Genomic DNA, 18,545 nt, shown 5'->3' with positions numbered 1-18,545 from the left:
GCTCCTCTCGGGCGGCGGTGACGCCAGCCTAGGAACATCGTCCGACACTCGGACCGGATTCCCACATGGTGGCACCCGGCGCGGCGGGCGGCGAAATCACGACGGCAGGCTGGGGCCGGAGCCCTAGGCTGGGCTGGTGATCGAGTTCGACGACGTGCAGGACCTGGTGTCCCCCGTGGTGATCGCGGCCTTCGAGGGCTGGAACGACGCCGCCGACGCCGCCTCCGGGCTGGTGGACCACCTCATCGAGCAGTGGAAGGCCGAGGTCATCGGCGCGATCGACCCCGAGGAGTTCTACGACTTCCAGGTCAACCGGCCGATCATCGGCACCGACCACAACGGCTACCGCCGGCTCACCTGGCCCACCACCCGCATCGCCGTCGCGCGTCCCGCCGAGCTGGACCGCGACGTGATCCTCGTGCGGGGCATCGAGCCCAACATGAAGTGGCGCCAGTTCTGCGCCGAGCTCCTGGCCGCCTGCGACGACCTCGGGGCCGAGCTCGTGGTGACCTTGGGTGCGCTGCTCGCCGACACCCCGCACACGCGACCCATCCCGGTGACCGGCACCGCCAGCGAGCCCGAGCTCGTCGACCGCCTCGCGCTCGAGCAGTCCACCTACGAAGGCCCCACCGGCATCGTCGGCGTCTTCAACGACGCATGCACCCAGCTCGACATCCCGGCCGTCTCCTACTGGGCCGCGGTCCCCCACTACGTCGCCCAGCCCCCGTGCCCGAAGGCCACCCTCGCCCTCCTCGGCCAGCTCGAGGAGCTCCTCCAGGCGCCGATGCCGATCGGTGAGCTCGCCGACGACGCCAAGGCCTGGGAGCGCGGCGTCGACGAGCTCGCCGCGGAGGACGAGGACGTCGCCGACTACGTCCGCGCCCTCGAGGAGACCCGCGACACCGCCGACCTCCCCGAGGCCTCCGGCGAAGCCATCGCCCGCGAGTTCGAGCGCTACCTCAAGCGTCGCGACACCGACTGACGACTCCGCCGCTCGCCGACCGCTTGCCCGAGCGGTGGTCCACCCACCTTCCGCGCCCACGGAACGTCGCTCAGCCACCGCTCGTACGCCGCCCACCCCCAGGAGCGGTGAGCCACGCACGTTCTGCAGCGCGAGAAGCTGCGTCACGCACCGCCCGTACGACGACCCGCCGGGCAGGGGTGAGCCACGCACGTTCTGCAGCGCGAGAACCCGCGTCACGCACCGCCCGTACGACGACCCGCCGGGCAGCGGTGAGCCACGCACGTTCTGCAGCGCGAGAACCCGCGTCACGCACCGCCCGTACGACGACCCGCCGGGCAGCGGTGAGCCACGCACGTTCTGCAGCGCGAAAGGCTGCGCCACGCACCGCGCACCCCGTGAGCGGTGGTCCACCCGCCTTCCGCGGCCCCGGAACGTCGCTCAGCCACCGCCCACCCGCGCGTCGTACGCCGACACGCCGGGCAGCGGTGGTCCACCCACCTTCCGCGGGCGCGGGACGTCGCTCAGCCACCGCTCGTACGCCGCCCACGCGCCGGGCAGCGGTGAGCCACGCAGCTTCTGCAGCGCGAGAAGCTGCGTCACGCACCGCCCGCCCCGTGAGCCACCGCACACCCGCGAGTCGTACGCCGACACGCCGGGCAGCGGTGGTCCACCCACCTTCCACGCCCGCGGAACGTCGCGCAACCACCGCCCGGGAGGCGGGGCAAGGCGAGGGTGGCGGGGCGGCGCGTACGTCAGAGGGACAGGCCGAGGGCGGCGTCGAGGAGCCGGTGGACGGTCGCCGCGGCCTCGGGGTCGGAGGTGTCGGCGAGGCCGGTGGTACCGAGGGTCGCCTCGACCCACTCCTGGACGGCGGCGACGGCGGTCGGGGCGTCCAGGTCGTCGGCCAGGGCGGCCAGCGCCCGCTCGACGACCGGCAGGGCCGGCGCGCCGGAGCCGAGGGCCAGCGCACGGCGCCAGGTGGCGAGGGTGTCGACGGCGTCCCAGAGCTGGTCGTCGGTCCACTCCCAGTCGCTGCGGTAGTGGTGGCGCAGCAGCACGAGGCGGATCGCCATCGGGTCGACCTCGCTCAGCCGGAGCGCGGAGACGAAGACGAGGTTGCCCTTGGACTTCGACATCTTCTCGCCGTCGTAGGCGACCATCCCGGCGTGGGCGTAGGCGCGGGCGAAGCGCTCCCCCGGGTGGGCGACCTGCGCGTGACCGGCCGACATCTCGTGGTGCGGGAAGACCAGGTCGCTGCCGCCGCCCTGGACGTCGAAGGTGGCGCCGAGGTGGTCGAGGGCGATGGCCGAGCACTCGATGTGCCAGCCCGGCCGACCCGGTCCCCAGGGGCTGTCCCACGCCGGCTCGCCGGGTCGCTCGGCGCGCCACAGCAGGCAGTCGAGGGGGTCCTTCTTGCCCTCCCGGTCGGGGTCGCCGCCCCGCTCGGGGAAGATCGCGAGCATGGCATCGCGGTCGAGCCCCGACACCGAGCCGAAGGCGTCGTCGGCGGTGACGGAGAAGTAGAGGTCGTCCTCGACCCGGTAGACCGCACCGACCTCCTCGAGGAGCTGGATCAGCTCGATGACCTGCGGGATGGACTCGACGGCGCCGGTGTAGTGCGCCGGCGGCAGGACCCGCAGCGCCTCCATGTCGTCGCGGAAGAGCTGGGTCTCGCGCTCGGCGAGCTCGGCCCAGTCGACGTGGACCTTGGCGGCCCGCTCGAGCAGGGGGTCGTCGACGTCGGTGACGTTCTGCACGTAGGTCACCTCGTGGCCGGCGTTGCGCCAGGCGCGGTGGAGCAGGTCGAAGCCGACGTAGGTCGCCGCGTGCCCCATGTGGGTCGCGTCGTAGGGGGTGATCCCGCAGACGTACATCCGCGCCGGGCCCTCCGGCCGGGTCTCGACGACGGCGCCGCTCGCGGTGTCGTGCACCCGCACGACGGGGCCCGTCACGGGCAGTGAGGGAACGTCGGGCGACGACCAGGCACGCATGTCGCGCAGCCTATCCGCCGCTCGTGAGCGTCCGGACGGGTGACCTCAGAACGGCGGCCAGGGGATGACGGGGTACGACGACGAGCGCGGGCCGGGGAACGTGCCCCGGGCCAGCAGCCGGGCGACCCGTCGCCTCGTGGTCGCGACCTCCTCCTCGGTGAGCAGCTCGCAGAGCGTCGTGCCGAGCGGACCGTCGAGAGCGGAGACGAGCCCGCGCAGCCCCTTGGCCTCCTCGGTGGTGATCGCGTCGCCCACGAAGCCCCACAGCACCGTGCGCAGCTTGTGCTCGACGTGGAAGGTCAGTCCGTGGTCGACGCCGTGGCGGTGGCCGTCGGGCATCGGCAGGACGTGGCCGCCCTTGCGGTCGGCGTTGTTGACCACGACGTCGAAGAGCGCCATCCGGCGCAGGGGGGCGCTGTCCTCGTGGATCAGCGACACCGGCTGGTCGTGGGCGTCGAGGCCGTCGAAGACGTGCCGGTAGCCCGGCGGGAGCTCGCCCTCGCCGACGATGTCGACAGGCGCTGCGTCCTCCACCTCGTCGCGCCACAGCTGCACCATGCCCGGACCGTGCGGTCCGTCACCGAGGACGGTCGGCGGCACGATGTCCCAGCCGAGCGCCTCGGAGACGGCGTACGACCCGACCTCGCGCGCGGCCAGCGTGCCGTGGGGGAAGTCCCAGAGGGGCCGCTCCCCCGCGATCGGCTTGTAGACCACCCGGACGCCTCCGAGCTCGCCGACGAAGGTGGCGTTGGACGCGGGCAGCACCCGGCCGTGGAGCGTGAGCTCCCCCGTGGGGAAGCCGTCGGGCAGGTCAGGGGTCACGGCGCCGGAAGCCGTTGGCCCGCACGCACAGGTGTCCGTCCGGGTCGACGGGCTCGCCGCAGAACGGGCAGTCAGGACGCCCGGCGCCGATCACCGACAGCGAGCGCTCGACGAACGACCGGGCCGCGGCTGCGGTGATCCGGACCAGGAAGATCTCGTCGGGGTCGGGCTCGAGGAGGTCCTCGAGGTCTTCCTGGAGCTGCTCGGGCGAGACGACCGCGGCCTCGGTGAACGGGAAGACCTCGATCACCACGCGCTCGTCGGCGCCGTCCCAGGACAGCGTCATCGTGCCGGCGCGGAACTCCTCCTCGATCGGCTGCTCGAGGGGCTGGGTGTCGGTGAGGTCGCGCGGCGCGATCGCCGGGATCATGACGTCGCCGCCCGCGGCGCGCATCAGCTCGTCGAGGAGCTCGTCGACACGCTCCGCGAGGGCCTGCACCTGCTGCTTCTCCAGCGAGACGCTCACCAGCCGCGCACCCTCTCGGGCCTGGAGGAAGAACGTGCGCTGGCCGGGCTCGCCAACGGTGCCGGCGACGAAGCGCTCGGGCGGGTCGAAGCGGTGCACGACGGGCATGCCACTCACCCTAGGACCTCGCTGGCTGAGGTCCGGCCCCTCCACCCACCTCGGCGTCCGAGCGCCGGGTGCGGGACGCGCGGCGGGCCTTCTTCGGCGGGGTCAGCCAGGACAGGTCGCCGGCGTGCGTGTTGGTGCCGATGACGAACGGCCGCGACTCGGTGTAGCGCACGACCGACACGGACGCCGGGTCCACGTGGATGCGCTGGAAGAGGTCGAGGTGGGTGCCGAGGGCGTCGGCGAGGATCGACTTGATGACGTCGCCGTGGCTGACCGCGACCCACACGGCGTCGTCACCGTGCTCGGCGGCCACCCGCGCGTCGTGGCGTCGTACGGCGGCCACCGCGCGGTCCTGCATGGCGCGCATGGACTCACCGCCGGGGAAGGTCGCCGCCGAGGGCTGCGCCTGGACGGTCCTCCAGAGCTTCTCCTTCGCGAGGTCCTTGAGCGGGCGCCCCTGCCACTCGCCGTAGTCGCACTCCGAGAGCTGCTTGTCGGTGCCGGCCCGCAGCGGCTCGCCCTGGCGGGTGGTGATCTCGCGGCAGGTCTCCCGGCAGCGCTCGAGCGGGCTGGTCACGGCCGCCGCGAGGCGTACGCCCGCCAGCCGCTCGCCGACGGCGACCGCCTGCTGCACCCCCGCGTCGTCGAGGTGGACGCCGGGCAGGCGCCCGGCGAGGACTCCGGTGGCGTTGGCCGTCGAGCGGCCGTGTCGCACGAGGATGACGGTGGGCATTCTCCAGAGGCTAGTGGGGCTAGCCTCAGCCTGTGATCGTCGACAACGCTCTCTACCACCGGGGCAGGCGGGTCCCGCTCGGTGACAGTGACGACCAGAGCCTCGGCTACGCCCGCGTCCCGTGCGACCCGGGCGACTTCCAGTGGATCGGCATCCACGACCCGAGCCCCGACGAGCTCGAGCTGATCGCACGCATCTTCGACCTGCACCCCTTGGCGGTCGAGGACGCCGGCGACTCCCACCAGCGGCCCAAGCTCGAGCACTACGGAGACACGCTCTTCCTCGTGCTCAAGACGCTCTGGTACGTCGACGAGGAGGACGCGGTCGAGACCGGCGAGATCAACATGTTCGTCGGCACCGACTTCATCGTCACCGTCCGCCACGGTGAGGGCATCGACCTCGCCGACTCCAGGCGTGACCTCGAGGAGCGAGCCCAGGTGCTCGAGCACGGCCCGATGGGTGTCATGTACGCCATCTGCGACCGCGTCGTCGACGAGTACGAGCGCGTCGGTGCCGCGCTCGAGGAGGACGTCGACGAGGTGGAGGAGTCGGTGTTCTCCCCCGCGCGCACCGACGACGCGAACCGCATCTACGTCCTCAAGCGCGAGATCGCGGAGGTGCGCCGCGCGGTCATGCCGCTGCGCGAGCCGATGCGCAAGTTCTCCATGCACTCCGACACCACGCCCACCATCCGCACGCCGATCCCGATCACGGCCGACACCGCGACGTACTTCCGCGACGTGGCCGACCACCTCCAACGTGTCTCGGAGGTCATCGACAGCCTCGACGTCCTGCTCTCCACGGCCTTCGACGGCCACCTGGCGCGGATCTCGGTCCAGCAGAACGAGGACATGCGCAAGATCTCCGCGGGTGCCGCGCTCGTCGTCGTACCGACCCTGATCGCCGGCATCTACGGCATGAACTTCGACCACATGCCCGAGCTGCACTGGACCTACGGCTACCCGTTCGCAATGGCGTTGATGATCGGCGTCGCGGGCGGGCTGTTCGCCCTGTTCAAGAAGTCCGGGTGGTTGTGACCCGACCTCTCGCCGCGCCGACCGCGTGGCGCGTGGTGTGGTGGTTCGGCTTCGTCAGCCTGGCCGCCGACATGGTCTACGAGGGCGCCCGCTCCGTCTACGGCCCGGTGCTCGCGGCGCTGGGTGCGTCCGCGGTGGTCGTCGGCCTCGTGACCGGCGCCGGCGAGGCCGTGGCCCTGGTGCTGCGCCTCGCCTTCGGCCCGCTCGCCGACCGCACCGGGCGCTACTGGTCACTGACGATCCTGGGCTACGGCCTCACCGCGGTCTGCGTGCCCCTGCTCGCCCTCGCACCGCGCCTGGGCGCCGCCGGGCTCGCCTTCGCGAGCACGATGATCCTGCTCGAACGCCTGGGCAAGGCGATCCGGTCACCGTCCAAGTCGGCCCTGCTCGCCCACGTCGCCTCGGCCGTGGGCCGCGGTCGCGGTTTCGGGGTGCACAAGGCGCTCGACCAGGTCGGCGCCTTCGCCGGGCCGCTGGTCGTGGCCGGCGTCGTCGCGGTCGCGTCCCTCTGGTGGGGACTCGCCGTGCTCGCCGTCCCGGGGGCGGTGGCCATGCTCCTCCTGCTCACGCTGCGCCGGCGCGTGCCCGACCCCAGCGTGTACGACGACACGCTGCCGCCGGCGGCCCCGGAGCACCCGGCCCCGCGCCGCGGCTGGTGGGCCGAGGTGGTCGGAGCGGGGCTGCCTCGCGAGTTCTTCCGCTACGCGGTGGCCGCGTCGCTGACGACGGGAGCCCTCGTCACCTTCGGCATCATCGGTTACCACCTCACCGTCGACGGTCTCCTCCCGGTCGCTGCCGTCCCGGTGGTCTACGCCGCCGCGATGGCGGTGGAGGCGGTGGCGGCGCTGGCCGTCGGGTCGGTCTTCGACCACGCCGGTCCGCGGGTGCTGCTCCTCGTCCCGGTCCTGGTCGCGCTCGTGCCTGCGCTGGCCCTCGGCCCGACCCTGGTCGCCGTCCTCGCCGGCGTCATCGCGTGGGGCGTCGCCCAGGGCGTCCAGGACTCGACGGTCAAGGCGGTGGTGGCCGACCTCGTCGAGGCGCCGCGCCGCGCGACGGCGTACGGCGTCTTCGCAGGGATCCAGGGACTGTTCGCGATCGTCGGTGGCGTCACCGCCGGCTGGCTCTACGACTGCTCGCTGCCCGCGCTCGTCGCCGTGGTCGCGCTCACCCAGCTCGTGGCGCTGGTCCTGCTGGCACACACGTTCCGGCGCTCGCGCGCTGCCGGCGCACCACGATGACGGCGACCGCCACCAGCCACAGGGGCATCAGCAGGTAGTTGACCAGCCCGCCGGGCGGGACGCCGGCGTTGCCGAGCGCGCCCAGCGTACCCATCACGATGCTCGTCACGGCGAACCACCGCGGGAGCACTGCGTTGGCGAGGCCACCGAGCCCGGTGGCGAGCATCGCCGCCGACAGGCCGATCCCCATGCCGGCGAAGCCGAAGAACGAGACCTGGCTCAGCACCCCGAGGGCCAGGTCGTCCCCGGCGTCGGCGGCACCGTTGACCAGGCCCCAGCTCCACACCACCATCTGCGAGAGCCCGGCAGCCGCCAGGAGCAGCCCGCCGTGGGCGACGGCGCTGTAGGTCGCCTCCCGCGCCTCGCCGGAGCGGAGGTGGGCCCGGAGGGCCGAGGCGAAGAACACCAGCGCGACGCCCATCACCACCAGGCAACCGATGGCCGCGTGGTTGCGCACGAGATCGGCCTGGATGACGTCGGTCGAGGCCCGCCCGGGCCTGGCCTCGGTGTCCGTGCGGAACAACGCCGACTGCCCGACCCACGCCAGCGCGGCGAGCACCCCGGTCCACGGAAGCGTCCTCTCGAACCTGCTGAGCGGCATGGCACTCCCCCTCACCCTCCGGCGACGGTCGCCGGTCGGGTCGACCCTGTGCCGCCGACCAGCCCGGGCGCACGGGCTCGGCGTCCCGGACCGGCCGGGAAGTGTTCCCGGGACCCATGACACGCCGCAATGCCTTCGGCACACTCGTGGGATGGACAACGCGGCGGTGGCGGTCGCGGCGGTCACGCCGCTGGTCCTCGGCGTGCTCGTCGTCGTACGTTCCGAGCGCCGGGCACTGGGGTGGCTGCTGGTCGCCCACGGCGTGTCCGTCGCGCTGCTCCTGGGCCGGTCGAGCAGCTGGGAGCAGGGTGACGCGACACCGGGCGACCTCGGTCGTGCCGGCCTGGTCGCCGACCAGCTGCTCGCCGGCGCGTGGGTGTTCCTGTTCCTGTGGCTGGTGCTGGTGGTCCACCTCCTGCCGGACGGCAGGCCCGGGTCCCGGCGGTGGCGTGCGGTCCTCGTCGCCGGCGTCGCGGGCGCTGCCCTGCTGGTCGTCGGCGCCGCGGGAGACCGGACCGGCTTCGCCGAGCGTCACGGTGGCGCGTCCGCTCCCCTGCCGTGGCTGCCGGAGTGGTTGTCGGGGGCCCTCGGCGCCACCGGGCTGGCCCTGACCGCCGCGCTGGTCTTCCTCTCCCCCGTCGTGGTGCGCTCGCGGTGGGCCACCGCGGACGAGCAGGGCCGCGACCAGCTGCTGTGGGTCGCGTGGGGTGCCCTGTCGGTGCCGCTCGGCCTCGCCGTGCTCTGGGCCAACCACGTCTGGCTCGGCGACGACGACGCCGTCACCGCCGCCGTGCTGGCCGGGATCAGCGTGGCGGTCCCGGCATCCATCGCGATCGCAGTGGTGCGGCACGGCCTGCTCGACATCCGGGTCGTCCTCGGGCGCACCCTGACCTACGGGATCCTGCTCCTCGCCGTCTCGCTGCTCTACGCGGCGCTGCTCCTGGCCACCCGTCGTCTCGTCGGCGACGCGACCGTCGGCGGCTGGCTCGCGGTGACCGTCGTCGCGGTCGCGGTGCACCCGGCCTACGTCTGGCTCCGCGAGCACCTCGAGCGCCGGGTGCACGGCTACCGCTCCCAGCCCCACCGGGCGCTGCGGCTGCTGGCCGACCGGGTCGAGCGCGCCGAGGTCACCCGCACGGTCGACGGGGACGGACCCGCGGGCGGGCCGTCGGGCGACCTGACCGGGGTCATCACCGAGGTCGTGGTCGAGGTGCTGCGCGCGGAGGCCGCCTGGATCGCGGACGTGGACGACGCGGACGAGGAGGTCGTAGCCCGGCCCGGAACCGTCCGGACGCCGATGGTGCACCGGGGCGAGCGGCTGGGCGACCTCGTCATCGCCGTGGCGCCCGGAGCGCGGCTGACACCACGCGACGAGCGGTTGCTGCACGACCTGGCGAGGTACGCCGCGGTGCTGGTGCACGCCGAGCGCCAGTCACGTCGCCTGAGCGCGTCGCGTGCCCGCATCGTGGCCGGGCGCGAGGAGGAGCGCCGACGCCTGCGCAACGACCTGCACGACGAGGTCGGCCCCACCCTCGCGGCCGTGGTGCTCCAGCTCGACGCCGCGCAGTCCCGGAACGACGACCGCGCCCGCGCGGCGCACCTGCAGGAGGCACGTGCCGGCGTCCGCGACGCCATCGCCGAGCTGAGGCGAGCGGTGGACGACCTCCGACCACCCGCGCTCGACGAGGTCGGTCTCGTCGGTGCCATCCGGCACCGGGCCGCCGCCCTGGCACTCGGTCTGGAGATCGAGGTGACCGGTCCCGACCCGCTGCCCGTGCTGCCGGCGGCGATCGAGGTGGCGGCGTTCCGCATCGCGTCCGAGGCGATGCTCAACGTCGTACGTCACGCGCGTGCGACGCGGTGTCACGTCGACCTGCAGGTGGCCGACGCGTGCGTCCTCACCGTCTCCGACGACGGCCGCGGGCACGTGCGCGACGCGAGCCGGGACGCGAGCCGGGACGGTGGTCTCGGCTGGACGTCGATGCGCGAGCGGGCGGCGGAGGTCGGCGGCACCTGCCAGGTCTCGGCGCGGCCGGGTGGTGGTGTGGTCGTGCGCGCGGAGCTGCCCGTCCGCGACCACGTCGCAGTCCCGCTCACGCGGAGCTCGGCATGACGCGGGTGCTGGTGGCCGACGACCACCCCGCCTACCGCCGTGGCCTGGAGGCGATGCTGCGCGACGTTGAGAGCATCGAGGTCGTCGGCGTGGCCGCCACGGGCCAGGAGGCGGTCGACCTGGCCGGTCGTATGGCGCCTGACGTGGTGCTCATGGACCTCCGGATGCCCGGCGTGGACGGCATCGAGGCCACCCGGAGGTTGATCGGCCACGACCCGACGGTCTCGGTCGTGGTGCTGACGATGCTCGACGACGACGGGTCGGTCTTCGCGGCCATGCGGGCCGGGGCGCGGGGCTACCTGCTGAAGGGCGCCGACCAGGACGAGATCGTGCGGGCGATCCGGGCCGCGGCTGCCGGTGAGGTGCTCCTGGGCCCCGAGGTGGCTCGCCGCGTCGTCACCCACTTCGCTACCGGTGCGTCCCCCGAGGACGTGGCACGGGCGCGATCCTTCCCGACGCTCACCGAGCGCGAGCGTCAGGTACTGCACCTCGTCGCCGCGGGAAAGGGCAACGCCGCTATCGCCCACGAGCTGACGATCAGCCTCAAGACCGTGCGCAACCACGTCTCCAACGTCTTCACCAAGCTGCAGGTCTCGGACCGCTCGGCGGCCATCGTCCGGGCGCGGGAGTCGGGCCTCGGCGGGGTGTCTCCCTGAGCCGGGTCAGGCGGTCAGCACCCCGGCGCTGAGCAGGGCGAGGACACCGGCGCCCAGCAGGATCCGGTAGATGACGAAGGGCGTGTAGGAGTTCGTGCTCACGTAGCGCAGCAGCCACGCGATGGCGGCGTAGCCGACGACGAAGGAGACGATCGTCGCGGTGATGGTGGGTCCCCAGCCGAAGTCGTTGTGCCCGTGGGGGATCTCCTTGAGCTCGAAGAGCCCGGCACCGACGACCGCGGGGATCGCGAGCAGGAAGGCGAACCGGGTCGCGGCCTCCCGCTCGAAGCCGAGGAAGCGGCCCATCGAGATCGTCGCCCCGGAGCGCGACACGCCGGGGATCAGGGCGAGGGCCTGCGCGATGCCCATCAGCACCGCGTCCTTGAGCGTGAGCTTGCCCAGCGGCCTGTCGGTGCGACCGACACGGTCGGCGATGCCGAGGACGATGCCCATCACGATGAGGGTGCAGCCGACGATCCAGAGGTTGCGGAAGTCCCGCTCGATGACGTCCTTGAGCAGCACGCCGAGCACCACGATCGGCAGCGAGCCGATGATGATGAACCAGCCCATCCGCGCGTCGATCGTGCCGCGGTACTCCGCCTTGAACAGCGAGCGCACCCACGCGCTGCCGATGCGCCAGATGTCCTTGCGGAAGTAGATCAGGACGGCGAGCTCGGTGCCGATCTGGATGACGGCCGTGAACGCCGCTCCCGGATCGCCCCAGCCGAACAGCTCGGGGAAGATGCGCAGGTGGGCGCTGCTCGAGATCGGCAGGAACTCGGTCAGCCCCTGGATGACGCCGAGGACCACTGCCTTGAGGAGATCGATCACAGGGCGTGAGCCTACGGGCGAGTCCCGTGCCGTCCGCGCACCACCCGTGGCTACCCTCACCACCATGCAGCAGCGTTCCCTCGGCGCGACCGGGCTCAAGGCCTCCCGGCTCGGCCTCGGCACCATGACGTGGGGCCGAGACACCGACGAGCACGAGGCGCGCGACCAGCTGGTCGCGTTCGCCGAGGCCGGGGGCACCCTGGTCGACACCGCCGCGGGATACGGCGACGGCGCCAGCGAGGAGCTGATCGGCACGCTCATCGGCGACGTCGTCGCCCGCGACGAGGTCGTCCTCGCCACCAAGGCGGGCATCTCCCGTCGTACGGGCGAGCGCGTCACCGACACGTCCCGCGGCCACCTGCTCACCACCCTCGACGCGTCGCTGAAGCGTCTCGGGGTCGACCACGTCGACCTGTGGCAGGTGCACGTGTGGACCGACGAGGCGCCGGTCGAGGAGACGCTCAGCGCGCTCGACCTCGCGGTCACCTCCGGCCGCGCCTCCTACGTCGGCATCTCCAACTACACCGGGTGGCAGACCGCGCAGGCCGCGACCTGGCAGCGGGCCGTGCCGGGTCGGGTGCCGCTCGCGTCGACCCAGGTGGAGTACTCGCTCCTCAACCGCCAGGTCGAGCACGAGGTGATCCCCGCCGCGCGGGCGCTGGGACTCGGCGTCCTGCCCTGGTCGCCGCTGGGCAGGGGCGTGCTCACCGGGAAGTACCGCACCGGTACGCCGTCGGACTCGCGCGCCGCCACCGAGCACTTCGCCCGGTTCGTGGGCGCCTACCTCGACGAGCGCGGCCGCGGGATCGTGGAGGCGGTCGCACGTGCCGCCGACGGGCTCGGCTGGTCGCCGTTGGAGGTGTCGCTCGTGTGGGTGCGGGACCGGCCCGGGGTGACCGCCCCGATCGTCGGCGCCCGTACGGCCGCGCAGCTCAAGGGCGCGCTCGGCATCGAGGAGCTGACGCTGCCGCCCGAGATCATCGACGCCCTCGACGACGTGTCGGCCGACTGAACGCACCCCCTTCGAGGAGACGGGAGAGAACATGGCCAGGATCCAGCGCCGCCCGCCGGGCCGCGGAGTGGAGTGGGAGTTCGAGACGCTCGTGCTGCCCGAGGACTTCTCCCGCAACGTCGTCACCCGCGTGCTCGTCGATCGCGCCGAGCACGGTGGCTGGGAGCTTGACCGGCTCCGCATCGGCAACGACGGCAAACGGCGCGTCGTTCTGCGGCGCAAGATCATCCGGCAGCGGCTCACCCTCTTCGCCGGCTGACCCGGCCCATGGGGCGCGGACCCCATGGACATCTCGCACGTGCCGTGGTGGAGTCGAGGAGCGGGGCCGTCCCGGCCCCGGTGAGGGGACGACTGACATGGCGACACGAAGGCACAAGCCGGATCTCGGGATCGTGGAGCTGGCGGTGGACCCGGCCGACGTGGACCGGGAGACCTACCCCGTGCGGATCAGGCTGACCAGACCTTTGACGCCACACGAGGCGGACGGGCTGGCGTCGATTGAGCCGGGCATCCGCAGCGAGGGCGACGCGATCGTGCTGCCCGCGGCCCGTCTGGACGACGTCGCGCGCGACGTCGACGCCTGGACGGCCCGTCTCGAGCGCGTGCAGACGCGCGCCGACCAGCTCGACGGCGAGACGTTGATGGCCGACCAGCGACGCTGGCAGGACCACGAGCGGCACGCACCGCACCTGCAGAGCCAGCAGGTCAACGACCGCGGCCTGCACTGAGGTGTGATCGCCGGCGTCAGGGCTACCAGCCCGACGAGCCCGGAACGCCCTTGAACGGGCCGGTCACCCGCGAGGTGATCCAGCCGCCGTAGAAGCTGCCCGGCTGCGGCTGGACGACCTCGCCGTCGACCGTGCACCGCTCGACGCGGCCCGGGTAGAGCGCCACGTGGTCGACCAGCGCCTCGAAGCCCTTCGACGGGGTCGGGTAGGTCCAGGCCACGGCCGGGAGCACCTCGTCGCCGACCACGAGGTCGTAGTAGGCCGCCTGGCCCTTCCACTCGCACCACGACGCGCCCTGCCCCGGCCTCAGCACGCCGTCGGCGAAGTCTGCGGCCGGCAGGTAGTACGTCGGCGGGTGGCTGGTCTCCAGCACCCGCAGGCTCGCGGTGGTGTCGGCGACGACGAGCCCACCGTGGGTGACCACGACGTGCTCGCTGCTCGGGTCGACCCGCGGCGGCCGGGGGTAGTCCCACACGGACTCGGTCATGCCGCCAATGTACGGAACGGCTCCTACGGCTCCAGGTCGCGCGACGCGAGCCACGCGCGGCCGCGACGATCCGAGGCCTGCGCGAGCCAGGCCTCCTCGATCACCTCGACGAGCTCGTCGCGCGCGATCTCCGCCACCCGGGAGGTGCGCAGCAGCACCGACGCATGACCGTCGAAGTGCGCCGTCGTGAAGAACGGCAGGCGCTCGTCCTGCAGCAACGCCTGCTTGTCCCCCTCGGAGGCGACCCAGATGACCACGACGTCGTCGTAGCGCTCACCAGTCTCGGGGTCCACCGCGTCGCGTCGTGGCGTCCGGAAGAACACGAACGACTTGCCACCCACCTGGTAGACGGGGTTCTTCTCCGGGCGTACGACGGTCACGTGGGGCATCGCCCGCGCAGTGGCGTGGATGTCGTCGACCCTCGCCGGGCGGCTCATGACGGCTCGTCCGGCGAGGGCAGGTGGGCGCGCATCTGCAACGGCTTCTCGCGGGCCGTCGGAGGGAATGACCCGTAGCGGATCCCCACCAGCTCGGACCGCTCCTGCTCCGTCATCACGATCTCGATGTCGTGGCGCTCGACGGCGAGCCGGATGCGTCCCGGGGCGCTCGCGTCCCCCGTCCCGAGTGTGTCGAGCACCTGGAGCAACCGCTCCCACAGCCGGTCGTAGCGGTGCTCGAGGTCCATCAGTCCTGCGCCTGCTCGGCCTTCGCCCGCAGCGCCTCCACCATCGCATCGGGGTCGTCGGCGGAGTAGACCGCGGACCCGGCGACGAAGACGTCGGCTCCTGCCTCCGCGCACCGCTCGATGGTCTCCAGGGAGACCCCGCCGTCGACCTGCAGCCACGTCTCCACGCCGTGCTTGCGCATCAGCTCGCGGGCGGTGCGGATCTTGGGCAGGCACAGGTCGAGGAACTTCTGGCCGCCGAAGCCGGGCTCGACGGTCATGATCAGCACCATGTCAAGCTCGGGCAGCAGCGCCTCGTAGGGCTCGATCGGCGTCGCGGGCTTCAGCGCCATCGACGCACGCGCCCCCTGGGCGCGGATCTCACGCGCCAGGCGCACGGGCGCCTTGGCCGCCTCGACGTGGAACGTGACCGACCCGCACACCTCGGCGTACGCCGGTGCCCACCGGTCGGGGTCCTCGATCATCAGGTGCGCGTCGAGCGGCTGGGACGCGTGCTTGCCGAGCGCCTCGATGACCGGCAGGCCCAGCGTCAGGTTGGGGACGAAGTGGTTGTCCATGACGTCGACGTGCACCCAGTCGGCGCTGGGGATCCGGGCCACCTCGTCGGCGAGGCGCGACAGGTCGGCGTTGAGGATGCTCGGCGTGATCTGGATGCCCACGAGGGCGAGCCTAGTGACCCTCGGGGCCGTCGAGGCGCGCGGCACGGCTCCCGGACGGTACGACGACGTGGAGCGCGTTGCGGTCCACCTCGAACGTCGCGGTCGTGGTGGCCGCGATCTCCCCGTCGAGGTTGACCGGCAGCGGCTCGTCGGTGACCAGGCGCAGACGCCGGGTGGTGACGTGGTGCACCCGGTCGTGCTCGACGAGGTGGCCGGTCCGGAGCAGCCGGGCGACGGACACGTGGTCGCGCAGCCGCCCCTGCTCGACGGCGTACACGTCGAGGAGGTGGTCGTCGATGGACGCGTCGGGGGCGACGGTCAGCCCGCCGCCGTAGTGGCGGCCGTTGCCGACGGCGACCTGCATGAGGTCCGCGAGCTCCAGCGTGGTGCCGTCGTCGAGCTCGAGGCGGGCGGCGAACGGCCGGTGGGAGCGGTAGGCCGCGAGGGTCGCCGCCGGGTAGGCGAAGCGGCCGAGCCGCTGCTTGAGCGCCGGGGTCAGTCGCTGGGTGACGGCGACCGAGAGGCCGACCGAGGCGACGTTGAGGTAGGCGCGCCCGTCGACGCGTCCGAGGTCCACGTCGACGACGTGACCGTGGACGAGCGTGTCGACCGCTGCAGCGAGGTCGCCCGGGATCGCCAGGGTGCGGGCGAAGTCGTTGGCCGTGCCCAGCGGGAGCACACCGAGGGTTGTCGAGGAGTGGGCGACCATCGCGGCCGCACATCCGATCGTCCCGTCGCCGCCGCCCACCACGAGGAGGTCCGGCCCGGAGTCGACGGCTGCCGCCAGCGCGTCCAGGAGCTCGAGTCCGCCGTGCACCGGGTGCACCGTCACGTCGTCCGACACACCCCGCATCGCTGCCGCGACCAGCGGAAGCGCCCGTGCTCCCTGCCGGGCTGCGGTGTTGACCACGACCGCGACCCGGTCGGTGCGGGGCTGGGCGGAGCTGTGCTGCTGCATGCCTCGACGGTAGGTCGCGTGCGTGAGAGGACGATGAGGACGACCTGTGCGCCGGCTGTGCCGTTCCCCGGACAGGTGCGGGCCACAGCGACGAGGATCGGCGCATGGGCCTCTTCTCACGTCGCAAGCCTCACCCGTCGGTCGCCTGGCAGCCGCCGCAGCGTCCCGGCTGCACCTGCCCCCGTCACCTCGACGACGACCTGCTGCGGACGGTGGTGCCGTACTCGACCTCGCTCGCCGCGGACCTGGGGTACGCGCCCGAGCCGGTCATGGTCGCCGACCTGCTGGGGCCGGGTGGGTTGTCGGTGCAGCCCGCGCTGGACGACGAGCAGGTGCCGGACGAGCCGGCGGACCTCACGTGGAGCCTCGGCGTGAACGACGACGCGCGCGCCCACTACGACGACACGGACGACGGCGCCGAGGTCGACCTCGACGTCGCGCTGGCCGGGCAGCCGGGCGTCGAGCGGGTCGAGTGGGCCGACCGTGAGGTCTTCCTCCTCGCCGCGCCCACGTTGTGCGCTGACGGGGTCCTCGCGACGGCTGCGCTCACCCTGCTCGATGACCGGGTGCGTTCGCGCTGAGGCCGTCGGTGTCGCGCTGCTGGCCCTCCAGCAGCGAGGTGTCGTGTGCGGCTGTGAGCGGCCCGCCCGCCGCACCGGTGTTGACGACGCCCGTCGGCTCGAGGAGCAGCAGGCTGACCTCTTCCTCGGCCACCGGGCAGTGCTCGACGCCACGCGGGACGACGTAGAGCTGACCCGGTCCCAGGACGACGTCACCGTCCCGGAGTCGGATCGTGAGCCGCCCCGACACGACGAGGAACAGCTCGTCGGTGTCGGGATGGTCGTGCCAGACGAACTCGCCCTGCACCTTCACGAGCTTGACCTCGTAGTCGTTGAGGAGTGCCACGACCTTCGGCGACCAGTGGTCGGAGAACGACGACAGCCTCTCTCCGATGTCGACGACCCGCGGTCGCGGGCGGTCGTCCAGGGAATCGAGGATGGCGTCCATCTCCGTGGTCGTGGCCGCGTCCCGGGCCTCCACCTCCTGGGTGTCGACGAGCTCCATCGCGTCGAGCCACCGGATGGCTCGACGCTCCTGTCCCAGCGAGCGGTAGCGGATCCAGGCCCGGCGGACCTCCTCCGGCTGGTCGTCCATGACCGACCGGAAGCGGCGGAACGCACCGCGACCCGTGAGCGCGTCCTCCAGCCGACGCCGTAGGCGGGCGTCGGCGACATGGTGGGCGAAGAGCGCCATGTCGCGGTAGGCGCCGCGCGAGCCCTCGCCCGCGACGAAGATCCATCCCTTCTCGGCCGGGTCGTCCTCGTCGTCGCTCCCGTAGTCGTCGTCGAGGGCCGGCCACACCTCGCCGGTCTCGGGGTCCAGGTGACCACCCGGGAAGGGCTGACCGTCCAGCAGGTCGCCCAGCCCCTGGAGGTCGACGGCGTCGAGGTCGATCATCACTCCTCCTCCGGCTCCGGTGGGGCCTCCACACCCTCTGCCTCGTCACGGTCGGCCCACTCCAGCAGCGGCGCGATGTCGAACGGGTGGTCGTCGATGTCGCCGTGCAGGTCACCGATCGCGGCGAACCGCTCCGGCATGGTGAAGATCGTGAAGTCGTCGGGCCGGCAGTCGTCGACCTCGTCCCACCGGATGGGTGCCGACACGCGCGCCTCGGGGACGCCGCGCACCGAGTAGGCGGCGGCGATCGTGTGGTCGCGGGCGTTCTGGTTGTAGTCGACGAAGAGCTGGGTGGGGTCGCGGTCCTTGCGCCACCACGCCGTGGTGACCTCTCCCCCGGCTCGTCGCTCGACCTCCCGGGCGAACGCCAGTGCGCCGCGGCGTACGTCCTGGAAGCCGTGGTCGGGCGGGATCCGCACGTAGACGTGCATCCCCGACCCGCCACTGGTCTTGGGGAAGCCGACGGCACCGAGCTCGTCGAGCACTTCCTGGGCGACGTGGGCGACTCGCTGCACGGTGGCCCAGTCGCACTCCGGCCCCGGGTCGAGGTCGATGCGCCACTCGTCGGGCTTCTCGGTGTCGGCGCGCCGGCTGTTCCACGGGTGGAACTCGACCGTCGACATCTGCACCGCCCAGATGACGCTGGCGAGCTCGGTCACGCACAGCTCGTCGGCCGTGCGCTTCCACCGCGGGAAGAACAGCTGGACGGTCTCGACCCACTCGGGCGCTCCGGCCGGCAGCCGCTTCTGGTGCACCTTGTCGCCGGCCAGGCCCTTGGGAAACCGGTGCAGCATGCACGGGCGCTCGAACAGCGCGTTGACGATCCCGTCGCCGACCGAGAGGTAGTAGTGCACCAGGTCGAGCTTCGTCGCGCCGTCCGGTGCAGCGTCGGTGGGCGGGAAGTAGACCCGGTCGGGGTTGGTGACCTTGACGACCCGGTCGTCGACCTCGACCTCGGTGAACGGCGACGCCATGTCCGGGAGCCTAGCCGGGAGCCC

At 72.6% G+C, this 18,545-nt stretch carries 23 protein-coding genes; 9 read left to right on the top strand and 14 right to left on the bottom strand.

Going from position 1 to position 18,545, the window contains the following annotated elements; translation table 11 throughout:
- The first annotated feature begins 136 nt into the window (after positions 1-136).
- Entirely contained in the window at positions 137-982 is an 846-nt protein-coding gene (locus ACNKF0_RS11365) for a PAC2 family protein (protein WP_299928588.1), read from the top strand.
- Positions 983-1,402: 420 nt separating this feature from the next.
- On the opposite strand, the gene ACNKF0_RS11360 is transcribed toward ACNKF0_RS11365, so the two are convergent.
- From ACNKF0_RS11360 to ACNKF0_RS11340, 5 genes are all read right to left on the bottom strand, one after another.
- Positions 1,403-1,564 (bottom strand): hypothetical protein, encoded by a 162-nt coding sequence (locus ACNKF0_RS11360; protein WP_416952198.1) that lies wholly within the window; start codon positions 1,562-1,564, stop codon positions 1,403-1,405.
- A gap of 152 nt (positions 1,565-1,716) precedes the next feature.
- Positions 1,717-2,955, bottom strand: coding sequence for a cysteine--1-D-myo-inosityl 2-amino-2-deoxy-alpha-D-glucopyranoside ligase (gene mshC, locus ACNKF0_RS11355; protein ID WP_416952196.1), 1,239 nt, complete (start codon positions 2,953-2,955; stop codon positions 1,717-1,719).
- Between the two features lie 45 nt (positions 2,956-3,000).
- Complete coding sequence (locus ACNKF0_RS11350; RefSeq protein ID WP_416952194.1) at positions 3,001-3,777, bottom strand: SCO1664 family protein; 777 nt, start codon at positions 3,775-3,777, stop codon at positions 3,001-3,003.
- Positions 3,767-4,351 carry a DUF3090 domain-containing protein gene (locus ACNKF0_RS11345; protein ID WP_299928601.1) on the bottom strand — a complete coding sequence of 195 codons (585 nt, stop codon included), beginning with the start codon at positions 4,349-4,351 and terminating at the stop codon, positions 3,767-3,769. The genes ACNKF0_RS11350 and ACNKF0_RS11345 overlap by 11 nt, the downstream gene beginning before the upstream one ends.
- Before the next feature lie 10 nt (positions 4,352-4,361).
- On the bottom strand, positions 4,362-5,084 hold the full coding sequence (locus ACNKF0_RS11340) for a histidine phosphatase family protein (RefSeq protein WP_299928604.1): 723 nt from the start codon (positions 5,082-5,084) through the stop codon (positions 4,362-4,364).
- Positions 5,085-5,116: 32 nt separating this feature from the next.
- Between ACNKF0_RS11340 and corA the strand changes: the two genes are divergently transcribed.
- On the top strand, positions 5,117-6,121 hold the full coding sequence (gene corA / locus ACNKF0_RS11335) for a magnesium/cobalt transporter CorA (protein ID WP_299928608.1): 1,005 nt from the start codon (positions 5,117-5,119) through the stop codon (positions 6,119-6,121).
- Positions 6,118-7,359, top strand: a complete 1,242-nt coding sequence (locus tag ACNKF0_RS11330) for an MFS transporter (RefSeq protein WP_299928611.1) — start codon at positions 6,118-6,120, stop codon at positions 7,357-7,359. The genes corA and ACNKF0_RS11330 overlap by 4 nt, the downstream gene beginning before the upstream one ends.
- On the opposite strand, the gene ACNKF0_RS11325 is transcribed toward ACNKF0_RS11330, so the two are convergent.
- A complete protein-coding gene (locus ACNKF0_RS11325; RefSeq protein ID WP_416952191.1) occupies positions 7,286-7,960 on the bottom strand; it encodes a hypothetical protein in 675 nt (224 codons plus the stop codon). The two genes, ACNKF0_RS11330 and ACNKF0_RS11325, sit on opposite strands and share 74 nt — an antisense overlap.
- A gap of 151 nt (positions 7,961-8,111) precedes the next feature.
- Here ACNKF0_RS11325 and ACNKF0_RS11320 point away from each other — a divergent pair, with 151 nt between their 5' ends.
- Positions 8,112-10,073, top strand: a complete 1,962-nt coding sequence (locus ACNKF0_RS11320) for a sensor histidine kinase (protein WP_299928617.1) — start codon at positions 8,112-8,114, stop codon at positions 10,071-10,073.
- Positions 10,070-10,729, top strand: a complete 660-nt coding sequence (locus ACNKF0_RS11315) for a response regulator transcription factor (protein WP_299928620.1) — start codon at positions 10,070-10,072, stop codon at positions 10,727-10,729. The genes ACNKF0_RS11320 and ACNKF0_RS11315 overlap by 4 nt, the downstream gene beginning before the upstream one ends.
- A 6-nt stretch (positions 10,730-10,735) precedes the next feature.
- Here ACNKF0_RS11315 and ACNKF0_RS11310 read toward each other — a convergent pair whose 3' ends face one another.
- Positions 10,736-11,557 carry an undecaprenyl-diphosphate phosphatase gene (locus tag ACNKF0_RS11310; protein WP_299928867.1) on the bottom strand — a complete coding sequence of 274 codons (822 nt, stop codon included), beginning with the start codon at positions 11,555-11,557 and terminating at the stop codon, positions 10,736-10,738.
- A gap of 67 nt (positions 11,558-11,624) precedes the next feature.
- Here ACNKF0_RS11310 and ACNKF0_RS11305 point away from each other — a divergent pair, with 67 nt between their 5' ends.
- From ACNKF0_RS11305 to ACNKF0_RS11295, 3 genes are all read left to right on the top strand, one after another.
- Positions 11,625-12,572, top strand: coding sequence for an aldo/keto reductase (locus ACNKF0_RS11305; protein WP_416952188.1), 948 nt, complete (start codon positions 11,625-11,627; stop codon positions 12,570-12,572).
- 31 nt (positions 12,573-12,603) lie between these two features.
- Positions 12,604-12,831: a DUF5703 family protein gene (locus ACNKF0_RS11300; protein ID WP_299928626.1), complete on the top strand. Its 228-nt coding sequence runs from the start codon at positions 12,604-12,606 to the stop codon at positions 12,829-12,831.
- A 97-nt stretch (positions 12,832-12,928) separates the two neighbouring features.
- The gene (locus ACNKF0_RS11295; RefSeq protein ID WP_416952186.1) at positions 12,929-13,300 is read left to right on the top strand and encodes a hypothetical protein; all 372 of its coding nucleotides are present in this window, start codon (positions 12,929-12,931) and stop codon (positions 13,298-13,300) included.
- 22 nt (positions 13,301-13,322) lie between these two features.
- Here the strand turns inward: ACNKF0_RS11295 and ACNKF0_RS11290 are convergent, their stop codons facing one another.
- From ACNKF0_RS11290 to ACNKF0_RS11270, 5 genes are read right to left on the bottom strand one after another with little or no spacing between them, the layout of a single operon-like run.
- Positions 13,323-13,787: a DUF427 domain-containing protein gene (locus tag ACNKF0_RS11290; RefSeq protein ID WP_416952184.1), complete on the bottom strand. Its 465-nt coding sequence runs from the start codon at positions 13,785-13,787 to the stop codon at positions 13,323-13,325.
- A 23-nt stretch (positions 13,788-13,810) separates the two neighbouring features.
- The gene (locus tag ACNKF0_RS11285) at positions 13,811-14,224 is read right to left on the bottom strand and encodes an MmcQ/YjbR family DNA-binding protein (RefSeq protein WP_416952182.1); all 414 of its coding nucleotides are present in this window, start codon (positions 14,222-14,224) and stop codon (positions 13,811-13,813) included.
- Positions 14,221-14,472, bottom strand: a complete 252-nt coding sequence (locus tag ACNKF0_RS11280; protein WP_416952180.1) for a hypothetical protein — start codon at positions 14,470-14,472, stop codon at positions 14,221-14,223. The genes ACNKF0_RS11285 and ACNKF0_RS11280 overlap by 4 nt, the downstream gene beginning before the upstream one ends.
- Positions 14,472-15,131: a ribulose-phosphate 3-epimerase gene (rpe, locus tag ACNKF0_RS11275; RefSeq protein WP_416952178.1), complete on the bottom strand. Its 660-nt coding sequence runs from the start codon at positions 15,129-15,131 to the stop codon at positions 14,472-14,474. Before rpe ends, ACNKF0_RS11280 begins: the two co-directional genes overlap by 1 nt.
- 10 nt (positions 15,132-15,141) lie before the next feature.
- Positions 15,142-16,089, bottom strand: a complete 948-nt coding sequence (locus tag ACNKF0_RS11270) for a lipid kinase (RefSeq protein WP_416952176.1) — start codon at positions 16,087-16,089, stop codon at positions 15,142-15,144.
- A gap of 104 nt (positions 16,090-16,193) precedes the next feature.
- Here ACNKF0_RS11270 and ACNKF0_RS11265 point away from each other — a divergent pair, with 104 nt between their 5' ends.
- Positions 16,194-16,670 carry a hypothetical protein gene (locus tag ACNKF0_RS11265; protein ID WP_416952174.1) on the top strand — a complete coding sequence of 159 codons (477 nt, stop codon included), beginning with the start codon at positions 16,194-16,196 and terminating at the stop codon, positions 16,668-16,670.
- On the opposite strand, the gene ACNKF0_RS11260 is transcribed toward ACNKF0_RS11265, so the two are convergent.
- Positions 16,636-17,547 (bottom strand): cupin domain-containing protein, encoded by a 912-nt coding sequence (locus ACNKF0_RS11260; RefSeq protein ID WP_416952172.1) that lies wholly within the window; start codon positions 17,545-17,547, stop codon positions 16,636-16,638. The two genes, ACNKF0_RS11265 and ACNKF0_RS11260, sit on opposite strands and share 35 nt — an antisense overlap.
- Positions 17,547-18,521 (bottom strand): non-homologous end-joining DNA ligase, encoded by a 975-nt coding sequence (gene ligD / locus ACNKF0_RS11255; RefSeq protein ID WP_416952170.1) that lies wholly within the window; start codon positions 18,519-18,521, stop codon positions 17,547-17,549. Before ligD ends, ACNKF0_RS11260 begins: the two co-directional genes overlap by 1 nt.
- Positions 18,522-18,545 lie beyond the last annotated feature (24 nt).

This window comes from Nocardioides sp. T5, assembly GCF_048161455.1.
Classification (GTDB): Bacteria; Actinomycetota; Actinomycetes; order Propionibacteriales; family Nocardioidaceae; genus Nocardioides.
This window is presented reverse-complemented; position numbering and strand designations above follow the sequence as displayed.